This window comes from Prosthecobacter sp. (assembly GCF_044373815.1).
Classification (GTDB): domain Bacteria; phylum Verrucomicrobiota; class Verrucomicrobiia; order Verrucomicrobiales; family Verrucomicrobiaceae; genus Prosthecobacter.
Map to the genome: position 1 here is coordinate 1 of NZ_JBIPNG010000007.1, position 23,562 is coordinate 23,562.

The 23,562-nt window shown below is 61.5% G+C and carries 12 protein-coding genes and 1 pseudogene; 3 read left to right on the forward strand and 10 right to left on the reverse strand.

The window, feature by feature from the left end:
- Positions 1-660, reverse strand: a 660-nt coding sequence (locus tag ACIREA_RS01290) for a LysR family transcriptional regulator (protein ID WP_397379768.1), incomplete at its 3' end; no start/stop codon positions are given.
- 275 nt (positions 661-935) lie between these two features.
- Between ACIREA_RS01290 and katG the strand changes: the two genes are divergently transcribed.
- Entirely contained in the window at positions 936-3,107 is a 2,172-nt protein-coding gene (gene katG, locus ACIREA_RS01295) for a catalase/peroxidase HPI (RefSeq protein WP_397379819.1), read from the forward strand.
- 404 nt (positions 3,108-3,511) lie between these two features.
- Positions 3,512-4,150 carry an alpha/beta hydrolase gene (locus tag ACIREA_RS01300; RefSeq protein WP_397379770.1) on the forward strand — a complete coding sequence of 213 codons (639 nt, stop codon included), beginning with the start codon at positions 3,512-3,514 and terminating at the stop codon, positions 4,148-4,150.
- 784 nt (positions 4,151-4,934) lie between these two features.
- Here the strand turns inward: ACIREA_RS01300 and ACIREA_RS01305 are convergent.
- The 6 genes from ACIREA_RS01305 to ACIREA_RS01330 all read right to left on the reverse strand — a co-directional run bounded on the left by ACIREA_RS01305 (position 4,935) and on the right by ACIREA_RS01330 (position 20,280).
- Complete coding sequence (locus tag ACIREA_RS01305) at positions 4,935-7,262, reverse strand: secretin N-terminal domain-containing protein (RefSeq protein WP_397379772.1); 2,328 nt, start codon at positions 7,260-7,262, stop codon at positions 4,935-4,937.
- A gap of 202 nt (positions 7,263-7,464) precedes the next feature.
- Complete coding sequence (locus tag ACIREA_RS01310) at positions 7,465-8,226, reverse strand: hypothetical protein (protein ID WP_397379774.1); 762 nt, start codon at positions 8,224-8,226, stop codon at positions 7,465-7,467.
- Positions 8,223-8,777 (reverse strand): GspMb/PilO family protein, encoded by a 555-nt coding sequence (locus tag ACIREA_RS01315; RefSeq protein WP_397379776.1) that lies wholly within the window; start codon positions 8,775-8,777, stop codon positions 8,223-8,225. Before ACIREA_RS01315 ends, ACIREA_RS01310 begins: the two co-directional genes overlap by 4 nt.
- Entirely contained in the window at positions 8,764-9,975 is a 1,212-nt protein-coding gene (locus ACIREA_RS01320) for a hypothetical protein (protein WP_397379778.1), read from the reverse strand. The genes ACIREA_RS01315 and ACIREA_RS01320 overlap by 14 nt, the downstream gene beginning before the upstream one ends.
- 5 nt (positions 9,976-9,980) lie before the next feature.
- Positions 9,981-10,862 (reverse strand): general secretion pathway protein GspK, encoded by an 882-nt coding sequence (locus ACIREA_RS01325; RefSeq protein ID WP_397379780.1) that lies wholly within the window; start codon positions 10,860-10,862, stop codon positions 9,981-9,983.
- 646 nt (positions 10,863-11,508) lie between these two features.
- On the reverse strand, positions 11,509-20,280 hold the full coding sequence (locus ACIREA_RS01330; RefSeq protein ID WP_397379782.1) for a Calx-beta domain-containing protein: 8,772 nt from the start codon (positions 20,278-20,280) through the stop codon (positions 11,509-11,511).
- A 518-nt stretch (positions 20,281-20,798) separates the two neighbouring features.
- On the opposite strand from ACIREA_RS01330, the gene ACIREA_RS01335 reads away from it, so the two are divergent.
- Positions 20,799-20,954, forward strand: a complete 156-nt coding sequence (locus ACIREA_RS01335; RefSeq protein ID WP_397379784.1) for a hypothetical protein — start codon at positions 20,799-20,801, stop codon at positions 20,952-20,954.
- Between the two features lie 78 nt (positions 20,955-21,032).
- On the opposite strand, the pseudogene ACIREA_RS01340 reads toward ACIREA_RS01335, so the two are convergent.
- The 3 genes and pseudogenes from ACIREA_RS01340 to cysT form a co-directional block, all read right to left on the reverse strand.
- Positions 21,033-21,749, reverse strand: a pseudogene (locus tag ACIREA_RS01340) (sulfate/molybdate ABC transporter ATP-binding protein); the annotation flags it as partial.
- Positions 21,746-22,606 carry a sulfate ABC transporter permease subunit CysW gene (gene cysW, locus ACIREA_RS01345; RefSeq protein ID WP_397379786.1) on the reverse strand — a complete coding sequence of 287 codons (861 nt, stop codon included), beginning with the start codon at positions 22,604-22,606 and terminating at the stop codon, positions 21,746-21,748. The gene cysW and the pseudogene ACIREA_RS01340, both read right to left, overlap by 4 nt.
- Before the next feature lie 55 nt (positions 22,607-22,661).
- On the reverse strand, positions 22,662-23,489 hold the full coding sequence (cysT, locus tag ACIREA_RS01350; RefSeq protein WP_397379788.1) for a sulfate ABC transporter permease subunit CysT: 828 nt from the start codon (positions 23,487-23,489) through the stop codon (positions 22,662-22,664).
- Between the last annotated feature and the right edge of the window lie 73 nt (positions 23,490-23,562).

A 23,562-nucleotide genomic window follows, 5' to 3' on the forward strand; every position in this document is an offset into this window, starting at 1 on the left:
GACAGTGACGGGCTGCACCGATTTCCGGCGACAGAAGGTGGCAATGTTGTCGGACAGGCAGTGCGCTTCACTCAGCATGACGAAGGGGTAGCTTTCCACGGCATCAATGGCGACGGTCTTCGCAGCGGCCAACGGATGGCCAAGAGGCACCACGAGCAGCAGTTCTTCGTCAAAGAGCGGCTCGACTTCGAGATACTTGGCGATGATGGGTAGGGCGAGGATGGCGAGGTCGATCTCGCCGTGGCTGCAGCGTTTGATGAGATTCTCAGTCGTGTCTTCCTGCACGATGACTGAGATGTCCGGGTGCGCTTTGGCGAAACTGCTCAGCAGGCTGGGCAACAAATAGGGCGCGATGGTCGGAATGGCACCGAGCCGGATGCGCCCGCGACGTCCGGCTTCTGAAAGCTCGGAGAAAATGTCTTCCATGAGTTTGAGGATCTGCTGGGCACGTTCGAGCAGGAGCTCTCCGTGATCCGTCAGCACGGCCTCGCGTGGTTTGCGCTCAAAGAGCGGTTGGCCGAGTTGCTCTTCGAGTTTTTGGATGGCGCGGCTCAGTGCGGACTGGGATAGATGCAGTTCCTCGGCGGCTCGGGTGAAGTTCTTCGTCCGCGCTAAGGCCACGAATTGTTCAAGCAGGTGGAGATTGAGTTCACTCTTCATTCCGGCAATTTAGCGATGCGCTGAGCGCATCGCAAGCATTCAGACAATGCATTGGATGCATTGTCGTATTGACCGAAATAACGTTCGTCTGCTGCACAACCCACTTCCGCAGCTTGATACACGAGACCCAACCCTCACATGCTATGAAAACATCGAAGCTCAGGATTCTGTTAACCACTCTGACGCTGACTCCGGTCGCGTTGGCTTTAGCTCAGGGCGACTCAGCCAAACCCAAATCAGACAAACCTAGGGAAGACATCAGCAAATGCCCCGTGATGGGCGCAGCGGCCAGCCCGGCCCGTCACACCGCCGCCGGAGCCATGACCAATAGCGATTGGTGGCCCAACCAGCTCAACCTCAAAATCCTTCACCAAAACTCACCCAAAGGAAACCCGATGGGCGAGGGCTTCAACTACGCCGAGGAGTTCAAGAATCTTGATCTCGCTGCTTTGAAGAAGGATCTCACCGAACTTCTGACTACGCCCCAGAAGTGGTGGCCAGCCGACTACGGCAACTACGGCCCCTTCATGATCCGCATGGCCTGGCACAGTGCGGGCACTTACCGCACTAGCGATGGTCGTGGCGGTGCCGGATACGGCACGCAGCGCTTCGCTCCGCTGAATAGTTGGCCTGACAATGGGAACCTGGATAAGGCGCGTCGCCTGCTCTGGCCCATCAAACAAAAATACGGCAACAAAATCTCGTGGGCCGATCTGATGATCCTCACGGGTAATGTCGCTCTCGAGTCCATGGGCTTCAAAACCTTCGGCTTCGCCGGTGGTCGTGCCGATGTGTGGGAGCCGCAGGAAGACATCTTCTGGGGACCTGAAACCACATGGCTGGGCGACAAGCGCTACAAGGATGAACGTCAGCTGGAAAAGCCGCTCGCCGCTGTGCAGATGGGCTTGATCTACGTCAACCCAGAAGGCCCCAATGGCAAAGCTGATCCGCTGGCCGCTGCCAAGGACATCCGCGAAACCTTTGGCCGCATGGCCATGAATGACGAGGAAACCGTCGCCCTCATCGCCGGTGGTCACACCTTTGGTAAAGCACACGGTGCAGGAGATCCGAAGAACGTCGGCCCCGAGCCAGAAGCCGCGCCGCTGGAAGAAATGGGCTTTGGTTGGAAGAACAAGTTTGGCAAAGGCAACGCCGAGGACACCATCACCAGCGGCCTCGAAGGTGCCTGGACTAGTGCTCCTGCCCGCTGGTCGCACATGTATCTCTCGAACCTCTACGCCTATGATTGGGAGCTGACGAAGAGCCCCGCAGGCGCTCAGCAATGGATTCCCAAAGACGGAGCAGGCAAGGGCACCGTGCCTGACGCACATGTCAAAGGCAAGAGTCATGCGCCGATCATGTTCACGACCGACATCGCTTTGAAAATGGACCCCGCTTACGGCAAGGTCACCAAGCGTTTCCTTGAGAACCCGAAGGAGTTCGAGGTCGCCTTCGCCAAAGCCTGGTTCAAGCTCACCCACCGCGACATGGGCCCCCTCGCTCGCTACCTCGGCGCTGAAGTGCCAAAGGAAGCGCTGATCTGGCAGGACCCGCTTCCTGCTGTGGACTATGAATTGGTTAACGCGCAGGACATCGCCCAGCTCAAAGCCAAGATTCTCGACTCCGGCCTCACCACCTCCGAACTCGTCTCCACCGCCTGGGCTTCCGCTTCCACCTTCCGTGGCAGCGACAAGCGCGGCGGTGCCAATGGTGCCCGCATCCGTCTCGCTCCGCAGAAGGACTGGGAAGTGAACAACCCGACGCAACTCGCCAAGGTGCTGGCAGCGCTGGAAAAAATCCAAGCAGACTTCAACACCGGCAAGAAAAAGGTCTCGCTCGCGGATCTGATCGTGCTCGGTGGCAGCGCTGCTGTTGAGGCCGCCGCGAAGAAGGCCGGTCTCGATGTGAAGGTAGCCTTTGCTCCTGGCCGCGTGGACGCCACGCAGGATCAGACCGATGTCGAATCCTTCGCCGTGCTCGAACCCAAGAACGACGGCTTCCGCAACTACCTCGGCCACGAACTCGACCGCCCAGCGCCCGAGAACCTCGTGGATCGCGCTCAGTTGCTCACGCTCTCCGTCCCTGAGATGACCGTGCTCATCGGTGGCATGAGAGCGCTCGGCACCAACGTCGGTCATCCCGACCTCGGCGTGCTCACCAAGAATCGCGGTGCCCTCACCAACGACTTCTTCGTGAACCTGCTCAGCATCGAAAACGAATGGAAGGTCTCGCCCCGCTGCGAGCACTTCTACGAAGGCACCGATCGCGAAACCGGCGCAGCGAAGTGGATGGCCACCTCCGTCGATCTCGTCTTCGGCTCCAACTCCCAACTCCGCGCCACCGCCGAAGTCTATGCCAGCGCTGATGCCAAAGAGAAGTTCATCACCGACTTCGCTGCCGCCTGGACCAAGGTCATGAACCTAGATCGCTTCGATCTGGCGAAATGATTTGAGACAAACACTGCCAATAGAGTAAAGCTCATCCTGTCCAATTCGGGATGAGCTTTTGCTTTTAAACGGCTCCGCTGCGCGTCCAAGACGGGCGCGGTGCGCAGAAGTCCATTCACCTTCCCAATCACTCGCGGATTGAGGCGGTTCTCGCAGGGCTTTCACGCGGTCTCAGTGGCGAGGACATCTTAAACATCTGCTTGAACGCTATTCACGCGGGGAGCGCGGATTCGGATTCGGATTCGGCGAAGTGGATGGTGACGCAGGAGATGCTGGAGCGGGAGATCAGGAAAGTGAGGAAGGCGAAGTGTCACAGGCTAGGTGGTCACGCTTTCCGGCGTTTCGAAGCTTCTTAGACTAAACAATTCATCAATCGGAAAACTGAATCAGGCGTATCTCACCACGTGACCGTCTTCCTTCTCCCTGGCCTCGGGGCCACTTCTGAGCTCTACGCTGACTACGCGTTTCCATTCACCACCCGTGCGGTGGACTATCAAGCGCCGCAGGTGCCCGGCATGAGTGCTTCGGACTATGCCGCTCAACTGATCACCGAAAACGGCATTCAGTCGGGAGATTCCCTTATCGGGGTGTCCCTCGGCGGTATGCTCTCGTGCGAGATCGCACGGCTGATCCCTGTCTCCAAGCTAACGCTGGTTTCCTCCTGCACGGATTCGGATCATCTGCTGCCCGCCATTCGTCCTCTCCGGCATCTCGCCTATGTCATCCCCTGGCGCATCATTCAAAAACTGCCATTTCCCTCCTTTTTACTGAATCCCTCGCGGCACCGTGCGCTCGAGATGTTTCGCCGAGCAGATGCCAGATTCATCCGCTGGGCATGCCTCCAGGCCGCCACTTGGAAGTGCTCTTTCAGCCATCCTGACATCATTCAAATCCACGGCGATCAAGATCCTCTCTTCCCGGCCTCGCGACAAAAGATCACCCACCTCATCCGAGGCGGTGATCATCTCATGATTCTAAGCCATCTGCACAAAATCGAGCCACTGCTCATCGCGAGACATCAGGCTTCCGCGCAGACCCATTGAAAAAAGCACCAGCGGCGATCCGGCGAAGCAAAATGGTCATTTCAGCCTCAATGCTGGCAGATTCCGCGATCCTTCCCGCCACGATTTAGCAGGATGCGAGTGAGTGAAGAACTTCCAACTTGTCGGATATGGGGATTTCGTCCCCATGTTCCCATCGGCGGAGTTGTTGATGAATCACGCCGACTACTTGGGCCAATTCCTTCTGATCCATACCTTGGCACCGCCGTGCCTTCATCACAAGATCGGCAGTGGTTTCTTGGCCGAAAGGGTAGTAACCGAGGAACGAAAGGATGCCCGGCCACTCAGAGATGACAGGCTGTCGTTCATCACGTTCCCAGCGGTCGTAAACCTCGCGCAATGTGCCGAATTGGCTTGCTACGTCTTCCTGTCGCAAACCCAGGACTAACCTTCGGTTACGAAGGTGTTCGCCAAGAGTCTTTGGCTCGGGGATGAAACCTTTTTTTTGAGTTTGAAGGCTTTAAGAGCTTCCGAGGCCACCCGGATCGTCAACAAGCAAAATGGCAAAATAGGGTGGGCGTTATAAATCAGGCCGTTTAAATGGACTGGTGCAGGCCAGGAGCTGAGGTTCACTTCCTGCCCGACTATGCAGCCGACCGCAATCCCATCGAGAAGATGTGGAGCAAGATCAAATCCCTGCGGCGCAGTGCCGAGGCCCGAACACCGGAAAACTTGACCAAGCCATCAGTCTGGTCTTCTCAAAAATCACCGACAAAGACGAAGGATGGAGTGATGACGCGAGTGTGGCGAAAGACGACACCGAACATCACTTTTTCGGCTTTTGAAACCAGCCCTTCATTTTACCGAAGAGACCCTGTTTAGGTTCTGCGGCGACATTCGGCGGCGGCGGGAGGAGATCGTTGGGCTTGCCTTCGCGAGCCGGTATGGCGCGTGGGACGATATCTTCGGGCATGCTGGCGAACTGTTCGGTTTGAGTATAAGTGCTCATGTGGTCGCCAATTTTCGCCTGTTCCAGCATGTGGTCGGCTGTGTCGGAGAGAATACGCGGCTGCACAAAGATCATCATCTCACGCCGCTCTTTTTTGATGTTGGTGTTGCCGAAGAGGTGCTTGAGAACGGGGATGCGAACGAGAAACGGCAGGCCGCCTTTGTTGTTGGTGTCACGCTCGGTGATGAGGCCGCCGAGCATGGCGGTGGCTTGATCGGGGACGATCAAGCTGTTGTGCATGCCCTGCTCAGAAATGTTGGGAACCTGGTTGCCGCTGATGGTGGTGTAACCGGAGACATCGTTGTTCTGCTGCTTGAATTCGAGCATGATCTCGTTGTCGTTGAAGATGTGCGCCGTGATGTCGAGTTGAAGACGCACGGGAATGTACTGGGTGGTGGAGGTGAACCCACCGCCAACCACGCCGCTGGTGTAGCTCTGCCCAGCGATGGCGATCTGCTGGCCGATGTAAATGCTGGCGGACTGGTGGTTCAGCGCGGTGATGGTCGGCTGCTGCAGAACATGGAAGCGATTTGTGCTTTCGAGCGTCTGCAGGAAGATGTTGAGGTTTTTGTTGATCTGGCCGTAGGCGGTGAGCCCCCCGAGTGCAGCGGGGCCGCCAGCCCCCAGAAAGCCGGCGACGTCCTTCAAATTGGCAGGGTTGGCAAAGGCGGTGCCCTGCGTGTTGAGCACTCCGCCAACCAAGCCATTTTCCCCGACTTTTTTGAGTGACTGAATCCAATCGAGACCGAAGTTGAAGTTATCTCCGAGCGTGAACTCGCCAATGATGGCGGAGAGAAGGATCTGACGCGGACGCACATCCATTTCATCCGCGAGTTCTTGCAGTGCCTTGATTTGATCGGGCGGACCGGTGGCGATGAATTTGGAACTGGCGGAGTCGGCGATGACGAAGGTGCTGCCGATCAATATACTGATGGTTTTTTTGGTGACATCCAATGGCGTGATGTTGCCAGTGCCAAAGGAGTTGCTGGCAGATTGCCCGCCACTGCCCATCCCCGAGCTGCCACCGAATGATGAGCTGCCACCGAATCCCGAGCTGGAGCCGGAACTGCCACCAAAGCTGTTGTTGACTGGATTTGTCGGGGTGGTGGGTGTGTTCTGCTGGGGGAGGCCGCTGGAGACGTTGTTTTGAGAAGTCCGCTGCAACGCCTTTTCGGCGAGGCTGAGGAAAACGGTGAGGTCGAGATATTTGAGCCGACGTGAATAATAACGCGAGGCGGGTGATTCCGCGTCCAAGTCCGTGATGAAGCTGTCGATGCGCCGCATGTCCACGGGGCGAGCGACGATGATGAGGCTGTTGGTTCGCTCAATGGCTTCGATGACCGGTTGAAATGCCTCCGGAGTGACTCCCGCTCCGCCGCCCATGGAGGCGGACACAGGAGCGTTTGGAGCAGATCCTGGGGCGCCCGGGGGCCTGGCCGTGCCGCCGGCTTTCGGTGAGGCAGGACGATTGCTGGAACCACCGCCCAAGCCAAGCAGGCTGTTGAGCTGCTCCACCACTTGCGCAGCTTCCGCACGCTCAAGCCGCACCGTTTTATGAACGGTTTCCATGGGTGGTGAATCCACCTGCTGGGCCAGCTCCAGATAAGCGCGGATGGTCTGCGAAGCCTCGGTGATGATCAACGACTGGCCGTTGGCCACGGCCAGGATTTTTCCATACGGATGCAGGGGGATGAGCTGCTGAAAGGCGGTGGAGGCCTCCTCCGCCTCCAGGTAGTTGAGTTGAATGACATGGGAGACCACCTGGTCGTTTGTCGGCAGATCTTCTGAGCGCAGCACGAGCGGCACGCCTTGGGTGGAGGGGCTGGTTCCTTGCTCGGCAGCGATGAGTTTGAACAGATTGTCGCCGCTGGGAACCAGCACGTAGCCGTGCATGAGCAGCCCCTTCTCGATGATGGTGCGGTATTCTTCGTCGCTGAACTCACCCGGGACTTCAATCGTGACAGTGGCGTTTTCCAGACCACGGTCTTTGAGAACGCGGCGTCCAGTCACCCGGAAATACTCTCCAATGACCTCAGAGAGCGGGGTGGCGGTGAAACCGATGATGTTTTTGCCGGAGGTTGGTGGTGACGCTGGTGATGCGGGGGAGGGGCTGGCAGGAGGCGGAAGCGGGGTGGGAGCTGGCACTGATGAGCGACCTGGTGCAGGCACGTTAAATGGGGGGGGCGTGGGCGCGGAAGGATTTACAGGCGCAGTCAAGAGCGGGCGGTTTCGAGCCGGGAGGGTGGGGGCATTCTGGGCCGCCAAGAATTCTGGAACGAGGCCCAACGAGGCAGAACAAAGCAGAGCAAATTTGCAGAACAATTTCATGGGGGGCGGAAATAGATGATTACTGCGAAATGACTGGGGGATTGGGAGCTGGGCCAACCTGCCTGCGGCGCACTGGCATTGGGGGAGCGCCTTGCAAACCTGCCGATTGCGACACAAGCGGTGTGGAGGGGGGCGGATTTACTGCATTGAGTGTGCCTGAAGGCGGAACGAAGCCTGGCCGGCCTGGTGTGATGGGGGCAGCCTGTGCGGTGGACGGTGCGGTGGACGGTGCGGTACCGGGAGCAGAGCCCCTGCCTGGCTGAGAGGGATTTTGGGGCGTCGGAATTTTCAACTGGGTGCCGGGCTGCTGATGGGACTGCTGATGGGGCTGCTGCATTGGAGGAGCCTTGGACATCTCGGCGGCGGCCATCTGTTTGACGTAGCTGTCGTTGTAGCGGATGGCGGCTGTTTCCGTGCCGAGCGTGACTTGGGCCACCATGTCCTTGCGACTTGTGCCCAATTTGACACTGCTGAGTTTCATGCCGTTGGCAGCGGGCTGGCCCTGCTTGAGGCTGATGCGTTCGTTTGTTTTCGTATTGACGATGATGATCGTGGGATCGGCGGAGTCGCCAAAGTAGGTGCCGATGGTGAGATCCGCTGCGAAGGAGGCTTGCTCCACGACGGGAGCCACTGTTTTCAAGGTGAACGGATTCTTGTTCCAGCCAGCCTCGTAGCGCTGCACGTCATGTGGGACGGGCGGCTGAAAGATCACGGCTTCCTGCTGCGCGTATGCCCGGACCGCCATCAGCAGCAGGAGGATTATAAGGCCGCCATGTTTCATGAGCCAGCAGCCTCCGGGGATGGTTCCTGCGCCACGGCGGGTGCATTAAGCTGGCTGATGTGAATGATGGCAACGACGTCTGCCGGATTGGCGGCATCAGGCGTGATCTTCAACTGGGGGACCACCCTGAAAGCTGCGGGAGCAAGCAGGCCATGCATCCAGCGGAAAACGGAAGGCAGCGGACCTCTGATGGTAAGCGTGACTCCCACTTCACGGTAAAAAGCTGCGGTCACCGGCTCATGCAGCTGTTTCTTCTGCACGGTCAGTCCGTTTTTGGCGGCGGCGGCCAGCAGCGTTTCGAGCAGTTGTTCACTGGCCTGGTTTTCACTGGTCATCGCTGGCTGAGTCGCCTGCAGCCAATCGAGGCGTTGCCTCCACATTTCGACCTCGGTCAGCATCGACTGCATTTCCATCTGCCGCAGTTCGAGGGTTTGTTCACGCCGTTCAATCGCATGCTGCTGGCGCAGCAGACGCTGTGACAGGAGAGCACCACCGCAAAGTGCGGCCAGCACGCCAAGAATCATGATCAGCCTGAGTTCACTGGCCTTCATTCACAAGCCCTCCATTGAATCTTCCTTCGGCGCGAAACTCCGCGCGGTTGTCTTCACGAATGGCCGGCACCGGGAAATTCCAGGCATAGCGCTGGAGTGGTATGCATGCGGCCAGCTGGCTTTTGAAGGCGAGCGCTTGATTCACCGTCGTGGCCTCACCACTGACGATGAGCTTGTCGCCGTCGATCTGAAATTCCTTCAGCCGGATGCCTTCCGCAGGCAGCAGCGAGACGATCTGATGAAACAGCTCCACCGGATACAAATCCGGATTGATCGCGGCCTCCATCTCCTGCCAGCGGTTCTGCGCCTCGTGCACGAGATCGATCTCCGGCTGAGCGGCGCTCATGACGACATCCGCGTGATTCAACTGCGATGTGCGCCATTGCAGCCGAAGCCACCAGGCACCAAAAAAACACACATACAGCAGCGCCGCTGCCGCTAGAATCAACATCTTGTTTTGGCGGCGCTTTTGGTGCTGCCGACGCACCGCGACCTGTACTGGCAGCAGGCCGCTGGACTCCGCAGGAGGACGCGGGTCAGGGCGCTTCTCCTTGATCACGGCGGCGGCTTCAAACAGGCAGGCGAGCTGCGGGGCGAAATCGGTTTCACCGTGCGTCCAAACGTGGATGGTTTCCACCTGGGCAAAGTTGATGAAGCCGTGTGTTTGCAACGTGGCGCACATGTCACGCACTTCAAAGGCCGCGTCCACATCCAGGCTGCGTGAAGTCAGCACTCCAAGATGCAGCAGTTTTGCTTCATGGGTGAAGGCGACGACATGGCGGCCCAGCTCCTTCCACAAGGCGATGCCATTGTCAGGCAGCGGGAGCATGCGGACGCTGGGCTCAAACCGACCATGAACGCACTGCTCCCAGCCGGAAAAATTCTCAGCCAGCGCCAGAGTGCCCACCAGAGCCTGCCTGCCCTTTTGCATCACCGGCCAGTGCAGCCACAGACAAGAACCGCTTTCGTTTCTCATCCCAAGAGCTTCCCAGCGAAGATCCACCGTTTCATTGAGCGCCTCCTGAGTCAGAGACCAGAATGGTGCGCTGTCAAAGGCGAGTGCCTCGACCGCCATCAGACCGTCATTGCCTGCCTGCTCTACAGGCATCCAAACACCATCGGCGCCGCACAGCCAGGCTTCACGAGATTCCTCTCCCGGAAAGCTGAGTGTCTGCTGTGATGGGCGTTGGAATGACATAAATTTCAAAGCTGCTGTGCTCCTTCCACGGGAAATTCGCGCCACTCGGTGATGTGTGGCATGCCGCCATTCTTGTTCATGATGACCGCGATGCCGCAGCGTGAATCTCCTGCGGTGCCGATGCTTTCAATGCGCAGTGTCGCGCCCTGAAGCGTGAGCAAGGGGGTGATGTCCGCGCCCTGCTGCCCGGCAACGCCAAGCAGCGAGAGTGCTTCGTTCAGACTTTGCAGCGGCTGGTCATCCTCGGTCTGCTGCAGACCATCCAGACCATTGCGCTGCTGCACCAGCCGGCTGGCATTCTCCAGTGAAGCTCCTGTCGCCGCAGCCAGCACTTCGGCCGAGGCCATGTTCACATCCAACTGGCCGGTGCCCCGGAGCGTGAAAAAGGAACGCCAGTCGGGTCTTGCCGCCTGGATTTCGTCTGCCCGCGCCACCAGATCCACTTCATTGAGGCTGCTGAATTTCCGATTAAACGGCCGGTCTGAATATCCCAGATGATCGTAATCCAGCTTTTCCGCACTGTCGGGCCGACGCTTCAAATCATCGGCGTCCGTCCAGTCCATCAGCGTTGCCACGATGCCCTGAGCATCGGCCGCTGACATGCCCCAGGATTTCAACATGCGCTCGAGCACGGGAAGATGCTGGTCCGTTAGTAATGCGTTGAGATTCAACCGGCTTTCTTCGGTGCCGAGTCTGACTTCAAAGCGCTCCACGCCGGAAACACTCCGCCGCAGCAGTGGATCGCCCGCCTTGAGTTGAGGGTGGGCCGCCACAGCCACCCCCATTTCCGCAAGCTGGCGGGCACGTATCATGCCATATCGTGCCTGCTGCATTTCGCCATGCTGCTGTGAAACGGACACTGCCATGATGACTATAAACGAAAGCATGGCCACCAGGCACAACACAGCCAGCAAGACCGAGCCGGCGCTTGTCGGTGTGCGGCGGTTTTGAAGATGGTTTGCCACCAATTGCGAAATGTGGTTTTGAGTTCTAATAATGCATGCGGATTGGTGAATGTTTCGCACGGATGATTTTTGGGCAGAATTACCGTCCGGGGGGACATCAAGGGGGCATTATCGCAAATGACTGATACAGTACCTAGATGCTATAGGGACCTTGGAAAGCTGCAATCCTGAAATGAACCCACGAGCCAACCAAGAGCGCGGGACGTACCAGCCTATTTGGAACCATGAAATCAGGACGCGTTCCTCCTTCGACGGGCTTCGCAGCTCGGTTTTTGAGCCCTCCTATTTTTTGGAAGCAGTGCCATGAGTTCTTCGCAGTCGGCGTTTTGACACTTGCGGCTCAAAATCGTTCATGGCCGTGACGATACTTTGGACGGAGTAGAGCAAAAACTGCCCATTACCTAGCAAAAAACCTGAATGCATTGCCGTGCCCTCCTCTGAGCGGTTGATATCAGCGCCTGGGATTGGAATAGGGCGCTGGGTGTGGCGGACTGCTGCGTGCTCCTGAGCGCGCGACCGCACCTCTGGGGCTGCGGTAAACCATTGCCAACTCCCTCCCCCCTCTGCCCTACTGCCGCACTACCTTCACGCGCATAAACCGCGGGCCGCCGCTGCTCATGGGCTGGGAATCGCGCACGATGAGGCGGGTGCTGGTGTCCTGCTCGGTGACGAGGCCGGCGCTGCTCCAGCTGGCGGAATTACTGAGGTCGCTGGTGGCTTCCACGGTGAAGGTCACATCCGTGGCGGCGGCGCTCTTGGGCACGGAGATGCGCAGGAATTTGTCTGTGCTGACGGTGGCGGTGTCGAAGACCAGCGGGGAGGCGCCGACAGTCAGCGGGCCGGTGCCGAAGGCGTATTCCAGGAGGTTCGCCTGGCCATCGAAGTCGGGGTCCAGGGACTGCGCGGCATTGGGGTCGCTGTAGCCGCCGGTGGCGGTCCAGTTTTGGGCCTGCCAGACTTCGTAGGCCTTGGCGTAGCCGGTGAAGGAGAGGTCTTTGAAGGTCTGCGCGCTGCTGTCGTTGGCGGTGAGGCGCAGCACGTAGGCTCCGGGCTGCGCGAGCACGGCGGTGGTGTCCGGCGTGGTGGCGCTGCCAAAGGTGACGGCGCCAGGGCCGCTGACCCGGGTCCATAGGCTGCTGAGGGCGACGGGGGCGGGGAAGTTGTCATCCGTCAGGGTGGCATCCAGCGGCACCGGGGAGAGCGGGTAGGTGGCCGCATTGGCGATGCCGATGACCGGGGCGCTGTTCAGCGGGGCGATGGTGAGATTGGTGAAGGTGCAGGTGTTCATGCCCACGCCGGTGGAGTTGTTGACGTAGAAGCCCACCCAGACCGGAGTGGTCATGATGATGGTCTGCGGCTGGCCGATCTGCACCCAGGTGCCGGGGCTGCCGGAGACGTCTGGCGCGCGGTAGGCGGTGATGCCGTTGCCTTTGCGGATGAAGCGGATCCAGTTCCCGGAGGCGATGCCGCTGGGCACGCCACCGCTGGCACCGCCGGCCAGGGAGGTCCAGTAGTAGCCATTGTAGGCGCCCTGGGGCATGCGGCCGATGTGGAGCTGGCCGCCGTTCTCCATGCTCTCCGCCACACGGAGGCCGCCGCTGGAGCTGTCGGCGCTGGAGCCGTAGGAGGCCAGACGGGTGGTCACGACCATGTCCCCATAATACTGCCAGCCATGGTAGTAGCCGGTGGTGCTGCCCACGATGGTGTAGCTGCCGCCGCTGAGGCTGCCGCTGCCGGGGGCGGCGGGGGTCACGGTGGAGTCTTCGCTGAGCAAGGCGTGGCCGGTTTGCGCCGGGGTGAGGGCCACGTGGTCAAAGATGCCCGTGGCGGTGCTGGCAGTGCTGTTGTTGGTGGTGGTGAGGCCGTAGTGCGCGGCGGCGTCCATGGAGATGGTGGTGGTGGTGCCGACCTGCACCCAGGAGCCGGGCGTGCCGCTGCTGTCCGCCGCGTAGCTGGCCGTGACGCCGCCGGTGGTGGCATTGCGCTCCAGTTTGAGCCAAAGCGGCAGGCTGGGCGCGGCGATGCTGCTCACAGTGTCCGTAGTGCTGACCGTGAGGCGGGTGCGGAACTGCAGGCCGCTGCCGGGCACCAGACCGAGCACGGCCCGGCAGCCGGCGCGCAGCATGGAGTCGCGGATGGTGACGCCGGAGAGCGCGGTGCTGGAGCTGAGGCTGGTGAGGCGCGCCACGACGGCACCGTCCCCGCTGATCTGCCGCATCATCACATGCGCCTGATCGCTGCTGGCGGCATAGCCCGCGCCGGTGCCCGTGACGGAGTGCTGGCCGCCGAATTCCACCCCCTGCCCGCGCCGTGCGGAGCTGGGGCCGAGATCGTGCGTGATCCAGTCCGCTGCCACCAGCGCGGAGCCGACGACCACGGTCACCTGATCGCTCACAGTGAACTGGGTGTCCGTGGCGGTGATGCGGAGGATGTAGTTGCCGGGGGCGGAAAAGGTGACGGCCGTGGTGCTGGCGGTGGGATTTTCAATGGTGGCCACGCCGGGGCCGCTGATCTGCGTCCACAGCTGCGTCACGGCTGCAGGCGCGCCGTCGTCGGCGATGGTGGAGCTGACGATGACGCCGTTGCCATTGGCGATGAGGGAACCCTGGGTGCCGGGGCTGTTGATGAAGAGGGTGGGCGGGCTGTCGTTGTCTGCGATGGTCACACTGTCAAAGGACTGCGCGCCGATGTCGTAGGTGCCGGTGTTCAGGGAGAGCGTCACCTGCTCGTCCCCTTCGGTGATCGCATCGTCCACAGGCAGGATGTCCACGGTGCGGGTGGCCTGCCCGGCGCTGAAGGTGAAGGAGGAGGTCACCGTGGTGTAGTCGGTGCCGTTGGTGGCGGTGCCAGCAATGGTGAAGCCCACGGCCAGCGTGCCGGTGGTGGGCGCCGTGCGGGTAAAGGTGAACTGCCCGGGATTCCCCGCCGTCTCCGAAGCGCTGGCTTCACTGGCCACCAGCGTCACCGTGCTGCGGTCGTCATCCAGGAGGTTCACCGTGGCGGTGGTGGGCGTGCCGATGGTGTAGGAGGAGCCGGAGGCGAGGGTGAGGATGGCGGTCTCGGTGCCCTCATTCGTGGTGTCCTGCAGCGGGGTCACATTCACCACCACGCTGGCGGCGCCGATGGGGATGGTCTGCGTGGTGGCGATGGTGCTGTAATCCGTGCCGCTGGTGGCGGTGCCCGTGCGGGTGAGATTCACCGTCAGAGACGCGGCGTTGCTGCCGGTGCGGGAGATCGTGAACTGGCCGGGGTCCAGCCCCGCCTCGGAGGCGGTGGCATCATTGGCCGTGATGCTGACCACCGGCAGATCGTCATCGGTGATGGTGAGGGTGTTCGAGGTGATGCTGCCGAGCTGGAGACCCTGGGGATTGGCCAGGGAGATGATGACGGTCTCTCCCGCGTCCAGCACAGCATCATCCACGATGGAGACGGTGATGGTCTGCACCGTGTCCCCGGGGGCAAAGGTCAGCGTACCGGCGTCCAGGGTGTAATCCGTGCCGCCGCCCGTGGCGGTGCCGCTGGTGACCGAGTAATCCACCGTGCTGGACACTGTGGCTGGCGTGGCCAGGCTGACGGTCAGGTCCACCGTACCCGCGCTTTCCGGCACGGTGCTGGCGGCGGCGGAAAAGCCCACGTAGGTGCTGGCGGGCGGCACGTCGTCATCCATGATGGTGTAGCCGTAGAAGTTGGCCGTGCTGCTGACGGTGGCCCCGTTGGCATTGGAGAGCAGCAGGGTCACCAGATTGTCCGGCTCGTCCACGGTGTCATTGACCACGCTGAGCAGGATGTTCTTCGCGGTCTCGCCGGGGGCAAAGGTCAGCACACCGGGAGGCAGGGTGAAGTCAATGCCGGTGCCAAAGGCGGTGGTGTGGCTCTGGACGCGCTGCCCCTGGCCGATGCCGGCGCTCTTGATCCAGCGGCCGATCATGGCCTTGGAGTAGCTGTCGCGCGTCTTGCGCATCATGATGCCCGCCTGAGAGGCTGTGTCGCCACCCGTGAGTGAGGTGACGCGGGCGATGAGGGTGAAATCTCCGGACACGGAGGTGGCCGCGAAGTGCCCCTCGTCGTTCAGGTTGGTGCCGCTGCCATTGAGCGTCCACACGCCGCCGGCGTAGCTCTCGCTTCCCTGCTCATTCACAAAGCCCACCGTGCGGCCCTGCAGATCGGTGCCGGGCACGGCGGCACCATTGAGCGTGACGTTGTCAAAGGTGGCCGTGGCGATGAGGCCATCCGTCGCCGCAGAGACGCCGAGTCCCGCCAGCACCGTGGTCCCCACGGGGATGGTCTGGGCGGTGCCGCCGCTGGGGAGGGCCCAAGTGACGCCGTCCTTCGAGTTGGAAACGGTGAAGACATCCCCCGCACGCACCAAGCGGAACCACTGTGGCAGCACCGGCGCGGTGTAGGTGGTGGGGGAGTTCGAGACGGCGTTCAGGGTGGTGCGGTTCAGCGTGTAGTAGGAGCTGGTGGAGGCCGGGGTGGCCAGGCTGGCGGCATAGACCGAACCCGCTGCCGTGGAGGAGCGCAGCATGACGCCGATGCGCGCACTGCTGCTGGTGGTCCCCATGGAGACCACTCGGGCGCTGATGATGCAGTCCGCCGAATTGGTGACGGTGGAGTTCACATAGCAGAAGTTGTCCGAGCTCGAGCCGGAGAAGATGCCCGTGCCGGGCGTGCTGAAGGTGTACACACCAGCCGAAACGCTGTGCGTGGCGCCCGCAGCCGTACCTACCACGGACCGCGTTTCCGTGCCGACGGACGCCCCGGCTGAAAGGCCGGTGATGGAGTAGTTGTCGATGACGGCGGAGGTGGCGGTGGTGGAACCCGCCGCCACGGCCAGGCCCGCGAGATAGCTCGTGCTGCCCAGCCCGCTGACGGTGAAGCTGCCGCCGCGCTGCGTCCACACCGTGCCGTCATTGGACTCGAAATGGGTGAGGGTGTTGCCTGACTTGACCACGCGCACCCAGAAGGGCAGCCCGCGCAGGAGGCCGGAGATGCTGCTGTTGATGTTGGAGCCGTTCACAGCATACTCCACGGTCACAGGCGTGGCCTGCGCCGGGGAGAGGGTGACGGGGATGTTCACGGAGGTCACACTCTCCAGCCCGGCGGAGCCAGGGGAGCCAAAGGCCACCGTGGCCGTGGCGGTGTCGTTGTCCGCGATGTACATCACCCTGCCGGGGCTGCTGCGGGAGTAGCCACCCGGCGCGAAGTCAAAGGTGAGGGTCTCGGTGCCCTCAAAGGTGGTGTCATTGATGACGGAGACCGGCACGTCCACCCCCGACGCGCCTGCGGGGATGACAATGCTGCCGGGCAGCGCGGTGTAGTCACTGCCGCTGGTGGCGGTGCCGCCCAGCGTGTAGTTCACCGTGAGTGCGGCGGTGGTGCTGCCGGTGCGGGACACGTAAAACTTCACCGGCGTGGTGGCGGCCCCTTCAGTAAAGCTAATGCCGCCGGAGGTGCCCACCTGCGTGTCCACAAAGACGGTGTTGATGTTGTCGTTGTCCTTGATCCACATGGTGGCGGCGTTGGTCATACCGTAGGTCTGGTAACCGGTGCTGGCGGCCAGGGTGAGGGTGAGCGTCTCCATGTCCTCCAGCTCCATGTCGTTGGTGGCGGTGATGGTCACGTCCTTGGTCACGGTGGCGCCATTGTTCAGGGTGATGGTGGTGCCCGTGAGGGTGTTCCCCGTGCCGCTGACGCTGAAGTCCCCGGCGGAGGCGGTCCCGGAGAAGTCGTAGTTCACCGCCAGCGTGCCCGTGCCGGTGCCGCCGCGCAGGGTGATGCGGAAGACGGTCGTGCTGCCGCCCTCCGTCGGGCTGCCCATGTTCACCACGTCCACATAGGGGAGGTCGGGCGTGTTGTCATTGATCGTGAGGAACGCCGTGCCCGTGTCTCCCATGATGTAGTTTGTGGCACTGCCCCCAAGGTAGAGCACCACCTGCTCCGGCCCCTCTCCCAGCGAGTCAAAGCGCGGGACGATGGTGATGCTGGCCTGCTTTTCCCCGGCGGGGATGACCACGCTGCCGGGCATGGCCTCATAATCGATGCCATGCAGGGCCATGACGCCCGCATTGTACGTACCTGCAAAGGCATAATAAACCCTGAGCGCCGCGGTGGTGTCTCCGCTGCGGGTGACCACGAAGGTGCCGGTGTCCGCCTTAGCACCAGGCACGGTCAGGTCCACCTCGGTGGCCGCGGCGTCCGTGGCAGCCACGGTGACGATCTGGGTGTCGTCATCATACACGCTGGCGGTGGCGCTGGCGGCGGTGGATTCCACCAGGTAGGCGGCCGTGCCGGTCAGGGTCACGACCACCGTTTTAAGCGGCTCGGACACGTTGTCATTGATCGGCGCGATGCTGACCGTGGTGGTGGCGGAACCCGCCGGGATGGTGACGCTGCCAGGCAGCACGGTATAGTCCGTGCCGCTCACCGCCGTGCCACCGACGGCATAGGAGACGATCAAATCCGCCGCGACTGACCCGGTCCGCGCCAGGGTGAGCACGGCAGGCGTTCCAATGCCCTCCAGCGCCGCATTGGCCGTGGCGGTGATGGACACCTTCTGCAGGAGCGAGTCGTCATCGGCGATGGTCACTGCCGCCACCGAGGGCAGGGCGACGAGGTAGCCGTTTCCAGAACCGAGCTGCAGCGTGGCGGTTTCCGGCCCCTCCGCCAGCGCGTCCACCACGGGGGTGAGGGTGACGTCCAGCGTCTGCGACCCGGCGGGAATGGTGAATGTGCTGAAGCCGTTGGAACCCGCGACGTAGTCCGGGGAGAGGGTGTAATCCGTGGTCTTCGTGGCGCTGCCCAAGGCGGTGTTCACATTCACCAGCAGATCCTGGCTGGTGTCTCCGGTGCGGGTGAGGCGGAAGCTGCCGGGCGTCACCGGGGCCAGTTCATTGGCCGTGGCGTTTGGCGCGGTGAGGGTGACGACGGACTGCGCGGTGGCCTCGAAGTCCGCGCCGGCAAAGCTGGGAGCCACGGTGATGCTGTTGTTGAACAGCTCGCCAAAGGTGTAGCCATACAGCAGGGGCGTGAGCGTGTAGTTGTTCGCGCTCAGGTTGGGGATGGTAAAGCGGCCGTCCTCGTCGGTGATGACGCCGTTAACTCCATTGGCGGTGACGACGACCTCCGGCAGCCCCGCGCCGAGGAGGGTGATGCGGCCGCTGATCGTGTAGGTGGTGACGTTGCCCACGGTGATGAGCAGGCTCCGTGTGGCGGTGCCGCCCCGCATGTCGCTGGCCGTGCAGGTGACGACGTAGGTGCCCGCTGCGGTGAACTGACGAGTGATGACGGCCGCATTTGGAGAGGCGATCTTGGTGGAGGAGTTGCCAAAGTGCTGCCAGTAGTAGGCTAGGGAGTCGCCGTCCGCATCGCTCGCGGTGGCGGTGAAGGTGACGGTGGCATTCAGCGGCACCACCGTGGCGGAGGCCGCGAGCGCCAGCGTGGGGCGGTGGTTCCCCGGGAAGCTGCCCATGTTCACCTGCACGTCCATGTAGCGCGGCACGTCATTGGCCGCCACGGTGGTGATGTGGATGCCGGCCTCTGTGTCTGAGAAGGTGCTGCCTGCGGAGATGGCGGCGTCCTCCTTGAGGAAAGGCGAGCCGTTGGTGGTGTCAATGAGCTGGAAGTTGCTGGCGCCGCCATTGGGGAAGCGCCACCCGAGGACCATGCCGTTTTTCATCCAGGGGTTGGTGTCAAACAGCGAGTGGACCTCCCCCCAGTAAACGCGCTGGGAGTCCTTCACGATGTTCAGCGCATAGCGCCTCTTGGGGTCCAGCGTGCCCTGGTCATAGGCATAGATGCGGTAGAGGCCGCTCTGCGTCACGGGCTGCAGGAAGCTGCTGGGCAGCCAGCGGATCTGGTTCTTGGCCTGGGTGTTGTACTGCCCGTTGGGAAAGCTGCCGCTGCTTCCCATGATGTCATAGCTGTCGCCATACTCCTCGTTCACCCCGGCGCCGATGCTGCTGGTGCCGGCAGTGGTCCAGAAGTTCGCATGCGAAAGGCCAAAGCAGTGGCCGATCTCGTGCGCCCAGAGTCCTACGCTGTCTCCCCGCACCCAGACGGTGCTGCCGCCGCCCAGGCCGCCGTAGCTGCCAGGGCCGCCATTGTGGCGCAGCACGGTGCAGTCGTAGTCATTCCAGTCAAAGCCCAGCTTCCGCGCCTCATCCCTCGACTCCTGCATTTCCACGCTGGTGCCGCTGATGTCTCCGCCGTTGCTGGTGTCCCGGTTGATGTAATAGGACTCATTGTGCTTCAGCTTCACCGGCGGGGTGACCACGCCCGCCAGAGAAAGACGGCCGTAGGAGGACTTGGAGTAATGGTCCGCCACATCCCGCAGGGTGGAGTACAGCGCCGCCTCGGTGGAGGGCACGGCGTTCTGATCCGCATATGTCATGGGAATGACCAGCACCTTCACATTTCCCAGCGCCGGTGTGGGCGCGGCAGGCAGGATGCCGGTGAAGCCAAAAGTGCCGCCCGTGCTGCCCTCCCCCATGATCAGGGTCTGATTCAGCACGTCGATGTGCATCGTGTTGCAAAAGTACATCGTCTCCGTGGCCGTCTCCACCGCAGGCGTGGCCGCCGTGATGAGATCTGTGATGGCGTCGGCATTTTCAAACACCTGCTTCCCCGACACCGGGCAGTCCACCACGGCCGGTTTGTCCGCCGGAGGAATCTCCCCCACCTCCAGCGTGCGGGAGGGCTGTTCATTGACGGCAAAGTCGGCGTCCACCGCCACGCCATTGAGGGAGGCATTGGCCGTCCAGGTGACGACGGGTAGCCGCGCTCCATAAACGTAGGCGCGGTAGGTCTTGCCGCTTTGCAGCTCCACCTCCCGAAAAGTCAGCGACCCCGCGGGCAGCGGCTCGCCCTCCATCGGCGTCACCTGCAGCACGCGCAGCACGCCGACGTCGTTCACCCGCTTCTCCAGCTGCTGCAGCACTTCCACCGGCAGCTTCTGCCGCACCACCATGGGCACCGCACGCGCCAGGGCCTGCCTGGGGTCGTCTTTAATCATCTGCTTAAAGACCGGTCGGCGTGCCTCTGCCAGCTTCACGCCTTTCTCCACCAGCGCCCGACGCTCCTCCGGTGCCGCCTCCAGGTAGCTCTGGCACCACGACGCAAACGCCGTCACCTCCCCCTCTGCCGGAATCTTCCCCAGAATCTTTTCAGAAATCTTCAGCGCCTCCTGCGCAGGCGTGGCTGCCTCCCCCTCAGGCAGCCGGTCGCGCGTACTTGCTCTTGCCGCCTGTGGCCTGGCCCCTCCCGGCATGAGCGGAGCCGCCTTGTTTGCAGGCTCCTTCAAACAACAGAAATAGAGCGCAGCGAAGAGGAGCGCTGCCAAGGAGACCCATAAATATCGAAAGCGCATGAAGGTTGGAGGCGTACGGAAACTTAACAATCGGCAGCCTGTTTTATTAGAAATTGGTTCAGAATTTCGGAATCATAGCCCATCATCTCTCTCGAACGCGATGCTAAATAATTGGAATGCATCCCCGGCAGCCGGGGCGGGATTCCGACCCCGAGCGTTTGATTAAAGCTGTCCCCTGAACCGCTAGCATGTATCTGGCTAAAGACGGCAAACATCTTGAGACCTTGCTTAATCACATGGCCTGCGGCACTCCAAGCAGCCTCCGGAGTCGACAGCCTCATGTGACTTTTTCGGACAAATTTTATCTCACTTGATCGGATACGGCTTTTCGGCGAGCTGCGCTTGAAGGCCTTGGTGAGGACTTGCCCTTGGTGGCGAGATCGGCGTGGCCGGTGATGGCTAGAAAGAGACTGGAGGCTGGCTTGGCCATCAAGGCGGTGAGGTGTGAGGCGAGGGGCTCGACGAGGGGAATGCGCAGGGTTTTGCCAGTCTTGCTGCTTGGTCTTGCGGAGGTGATCGAGCACCTGGTCCATCTGTTCCAGGGTGAAGGGGGCGCGCTTGTTGGAGCTGCCGGTTTCCCGGGTGATGAGGTTGACGGGGTTCCGGGCGCAGAAGCCTTCATCGATGGCACGCTGGAAGATGGTTGACCACGAACACTCGATGCACCTATGTCGGAGCACTTCTCACGACTGCTTGCCCCGCCATCCTCAAATCATCACGCAATCGAGGAAGTCTGCGACGAACTCATTCTTCGGATTCTCGCGAAGCTGCTGCGGTGAGCCGATTTGCTGGATGTCCCCTTCGTGCAGAACGACGACGCGATCCGCCAGCTCAAAAGCTTCGTCTTGATCGTGGGTGACAAACAAGGTGGTGACTTTGGTTTCGTCGTGAAACTGGCGCAGCCATTTGCGCAGGGTCTTGCGCACTTTGGCATCGAGGGCACCGAAGGGTTCGTCGAGCAGGAGAACCTGCGGGCCGACGGCGAGGGCGCGGGCGAGTGCGACGCGCTGCTTCTGACCGCCGCTGAGCTGCGAAGGGTAGCGATCTCCGTAGCCTTCCAGAGCGATGCGGCGCAGAAGCCCCGTGACGGCTTTGTCGATTTCTTCGCGGTCGGGCCGCGTGGCACTTGGCATGACGCGGAGACCGAAGGCGATGTTTTCCGCGACGGTCATGTGATTGAAGAGGGCGTAGTTCTGGAAGACGAAGCCGGCCTTGCGCTCATAGGCGCTGTGGTTGGTGACGTCGGTGCCGTGGAACTGGATGCTGCCCTCTCCGGCGTCGGCAAATTCGAGTCCGGCGATGATACGCAGAAGAGTGGTCTTGCCGCTGCCGCTGGGGCCGAGGAGGGCGACGAGTTCGCCGGTTTTGACTTCGAGGTCGACGTTTTTCAGCGCCTGGAAGCTGCCGAAGGATTTGGAGATGTGGTGGATGTGGATGCTCATGCTGCTCCTCGGCGGGTGGTCGTCAGAGTTTTCAAAATCAGGGTCACCAGCGCCAGCAAGGCCAGCATGGAGGCGACGGCAAAGGCGGGAACGAACTGGTATTCGTTGTACAAAACTTCGATGTGCAGCGGCACGGTGTTGGTCTTGTTGCGGATGTGGCCGCTGACCACGGACACGGCACCGAACTCGCCCATGCTGCGGGCGTTGCAAAGAATGATGCCGTAGAGCAGTCCCCATTTGATCTTGGGCAGGGTGACACGCCAGAACATCTGGAAGCCGTTCGCGCCGAGGGTCATGGCGGCTTCTTCTTCGGCCTGGCCCTGCGCCTCCATCTGGGGCGCGAGGATGCGGGCGACGAAGGTGAAGGTGACGAAGATGGTGCTGAGCACGATGCCCGGCAAAGCGAAGATGATCTTGATGCCGTGCTCTTTCAGCGTGGGGCCAAACAAACCCTGCGCGCCAAAGAGCAGCACATAGACCATGCCAGCGATGACGGGGGAGACCCACAGCGGCAGCTCGATGAGCGAGGTGAGGAAGCGTTTGCCGCGAAACTGGAAGCGCGAGACGCACCAGGCGGCGGCGAGGCCAAAGAGCGTGTTCAGTGGCACGGTGATGGCGGCGACTTTCAGTGTGAGCCAGATGGCGTGCATAGTGGCCCCATCATCAAAGGCCTCGATGAAGCCTTCCCAGCCTTTGCGGAAGGCTTCCTGAAAGATGACGATGAGCGGCAGCACAAACATGAGCCCCATGAAGCCCACGGCGGTGCCGATGATCAGGCAGCGCGCCGCGAGTGAGTCGGATGTCGCTTTACGGGGCCTGACGCTACGCGGTGGATGGATGTCGATGATGGCGGCCATGCTTTAAAATGAGGAATGGGGGATCAATACGTGGGACGAGGGTGAGTGTGCTTCGTCATTTCATCCCCGTACGCTTGCGGCTCCAGTTCGAGAGAAAATTGGACAGCACAAGAATGGTGAATGATGCCGCGAGCATGACGACGCCGATGGTGGCGGCGCCGGAGTAGTCGTATTCCTCCAGACGCATGGTGATGAGCAGAGGGGCGATCTCGGTTTTGAAGGGCAGATTACCGGAGATGAAGACGACGCTGCCGTATTCACCGACGGCGCGGCCAAAGGCGAGGGTCATGCCGGCAAGGGTGGAGGGCAGCAGTGCGGGAAACACGATGCGTGTGAGCGTCTGCCAGCGGTTCGCGCCGAGGCAGGCGGCGGCTTCCTCGACATCCATGGAGAGATCGGCGATGACGGGCTGCAAGGTGCGTACCACAAAGGGAAACCCCACGAAGGTGAGCGCGATGGTGATGCCGAGCGGTGCGTAGGCGGCCTTGATGTCATGCTGCGCGAGGCATGCGCCGATCCAGCCATTGGGTGCATAGAGTGTGACGAGGGCGATGCCCGCGACGGCGGTGGGCAGTGCGAAGGGGAGATCCACCATGGCATCCAGCAGGCGGCGGCCGGGGAAAGAGTAGCGCTCCAGCGCCCACGCGGTGATCAGGCCGAAGACGGCATTCACCAGCGCGGCGGCGAAGGCCGTGCCAAAGCTGAGCTTGAGCGATGAGATCACTCGCGCCTGCGTCAGTGTGGCAAGCATGTGCTCCCAGCCGCCGCTGGTGGCCTTCCACACAAGCATGGAGAGCGGGAAGAGCACGATCAGACTCAAGTAGGTGATGGTGAAACCGAGCGAGAGCCTGAAGCCGGGAAGGATATGGCGTGGTCGTGACAAGGGGAATGAAGCAGGCTGGTTATCAATGAGCGTGTGGTGCAATGTGAATGCGCTTCACCGATGAGAAGCGCAT

What these genes read in the sequence shown, in the direction of transcription:
- katG (WP_397379819.1), top strand. Translation starts at nt 936, where the DNA reads ATGGGCGCAGCGGCCAGCCCGGCCCGTCACACCGCCGCCGGAGCCATG.
- ACIREA_RS01310 (WP_397379774.1), bottom strand. Translation starts at nt 8,226, where the DNA reads ATGAAACATGGCGGCCTTATAATCCTCCTGCTGCTGATGGCGGTCCGG.
- ACIREA_RS01315 (WP_397379776.1), bottom strand. Translation starts at nt 8,777, where the DNA reads ATGAAGGCCAGTGAACTCAGGCTGATCATGATTCTTGGCGTGCTGGCC.
- ACIREA_RS01320 (WP_397379778.1), bottom strand. Translation starts at nt 9,975, where the DNA reads ATGTCATTCCAACGCCCATCACAGCAGACACTCAGCTTTCCGGGAGAG.
- ACIREA_RS01325 (WP_397379780.1), bottom strand. Translation starts at nt 10,862, where the DNA reads ATGCTTTCGTTTATAGTCATCATGGCAGTGTCCGTTTCACAGCAGCAT.
- cysW (WP_397379786.1), bottom strand. Translation starts at nt 22,606, where the DNA reads ATGGCCGCCATCATCGACATCCATCCACCGCGTAGCGTCAGGCCCCGT.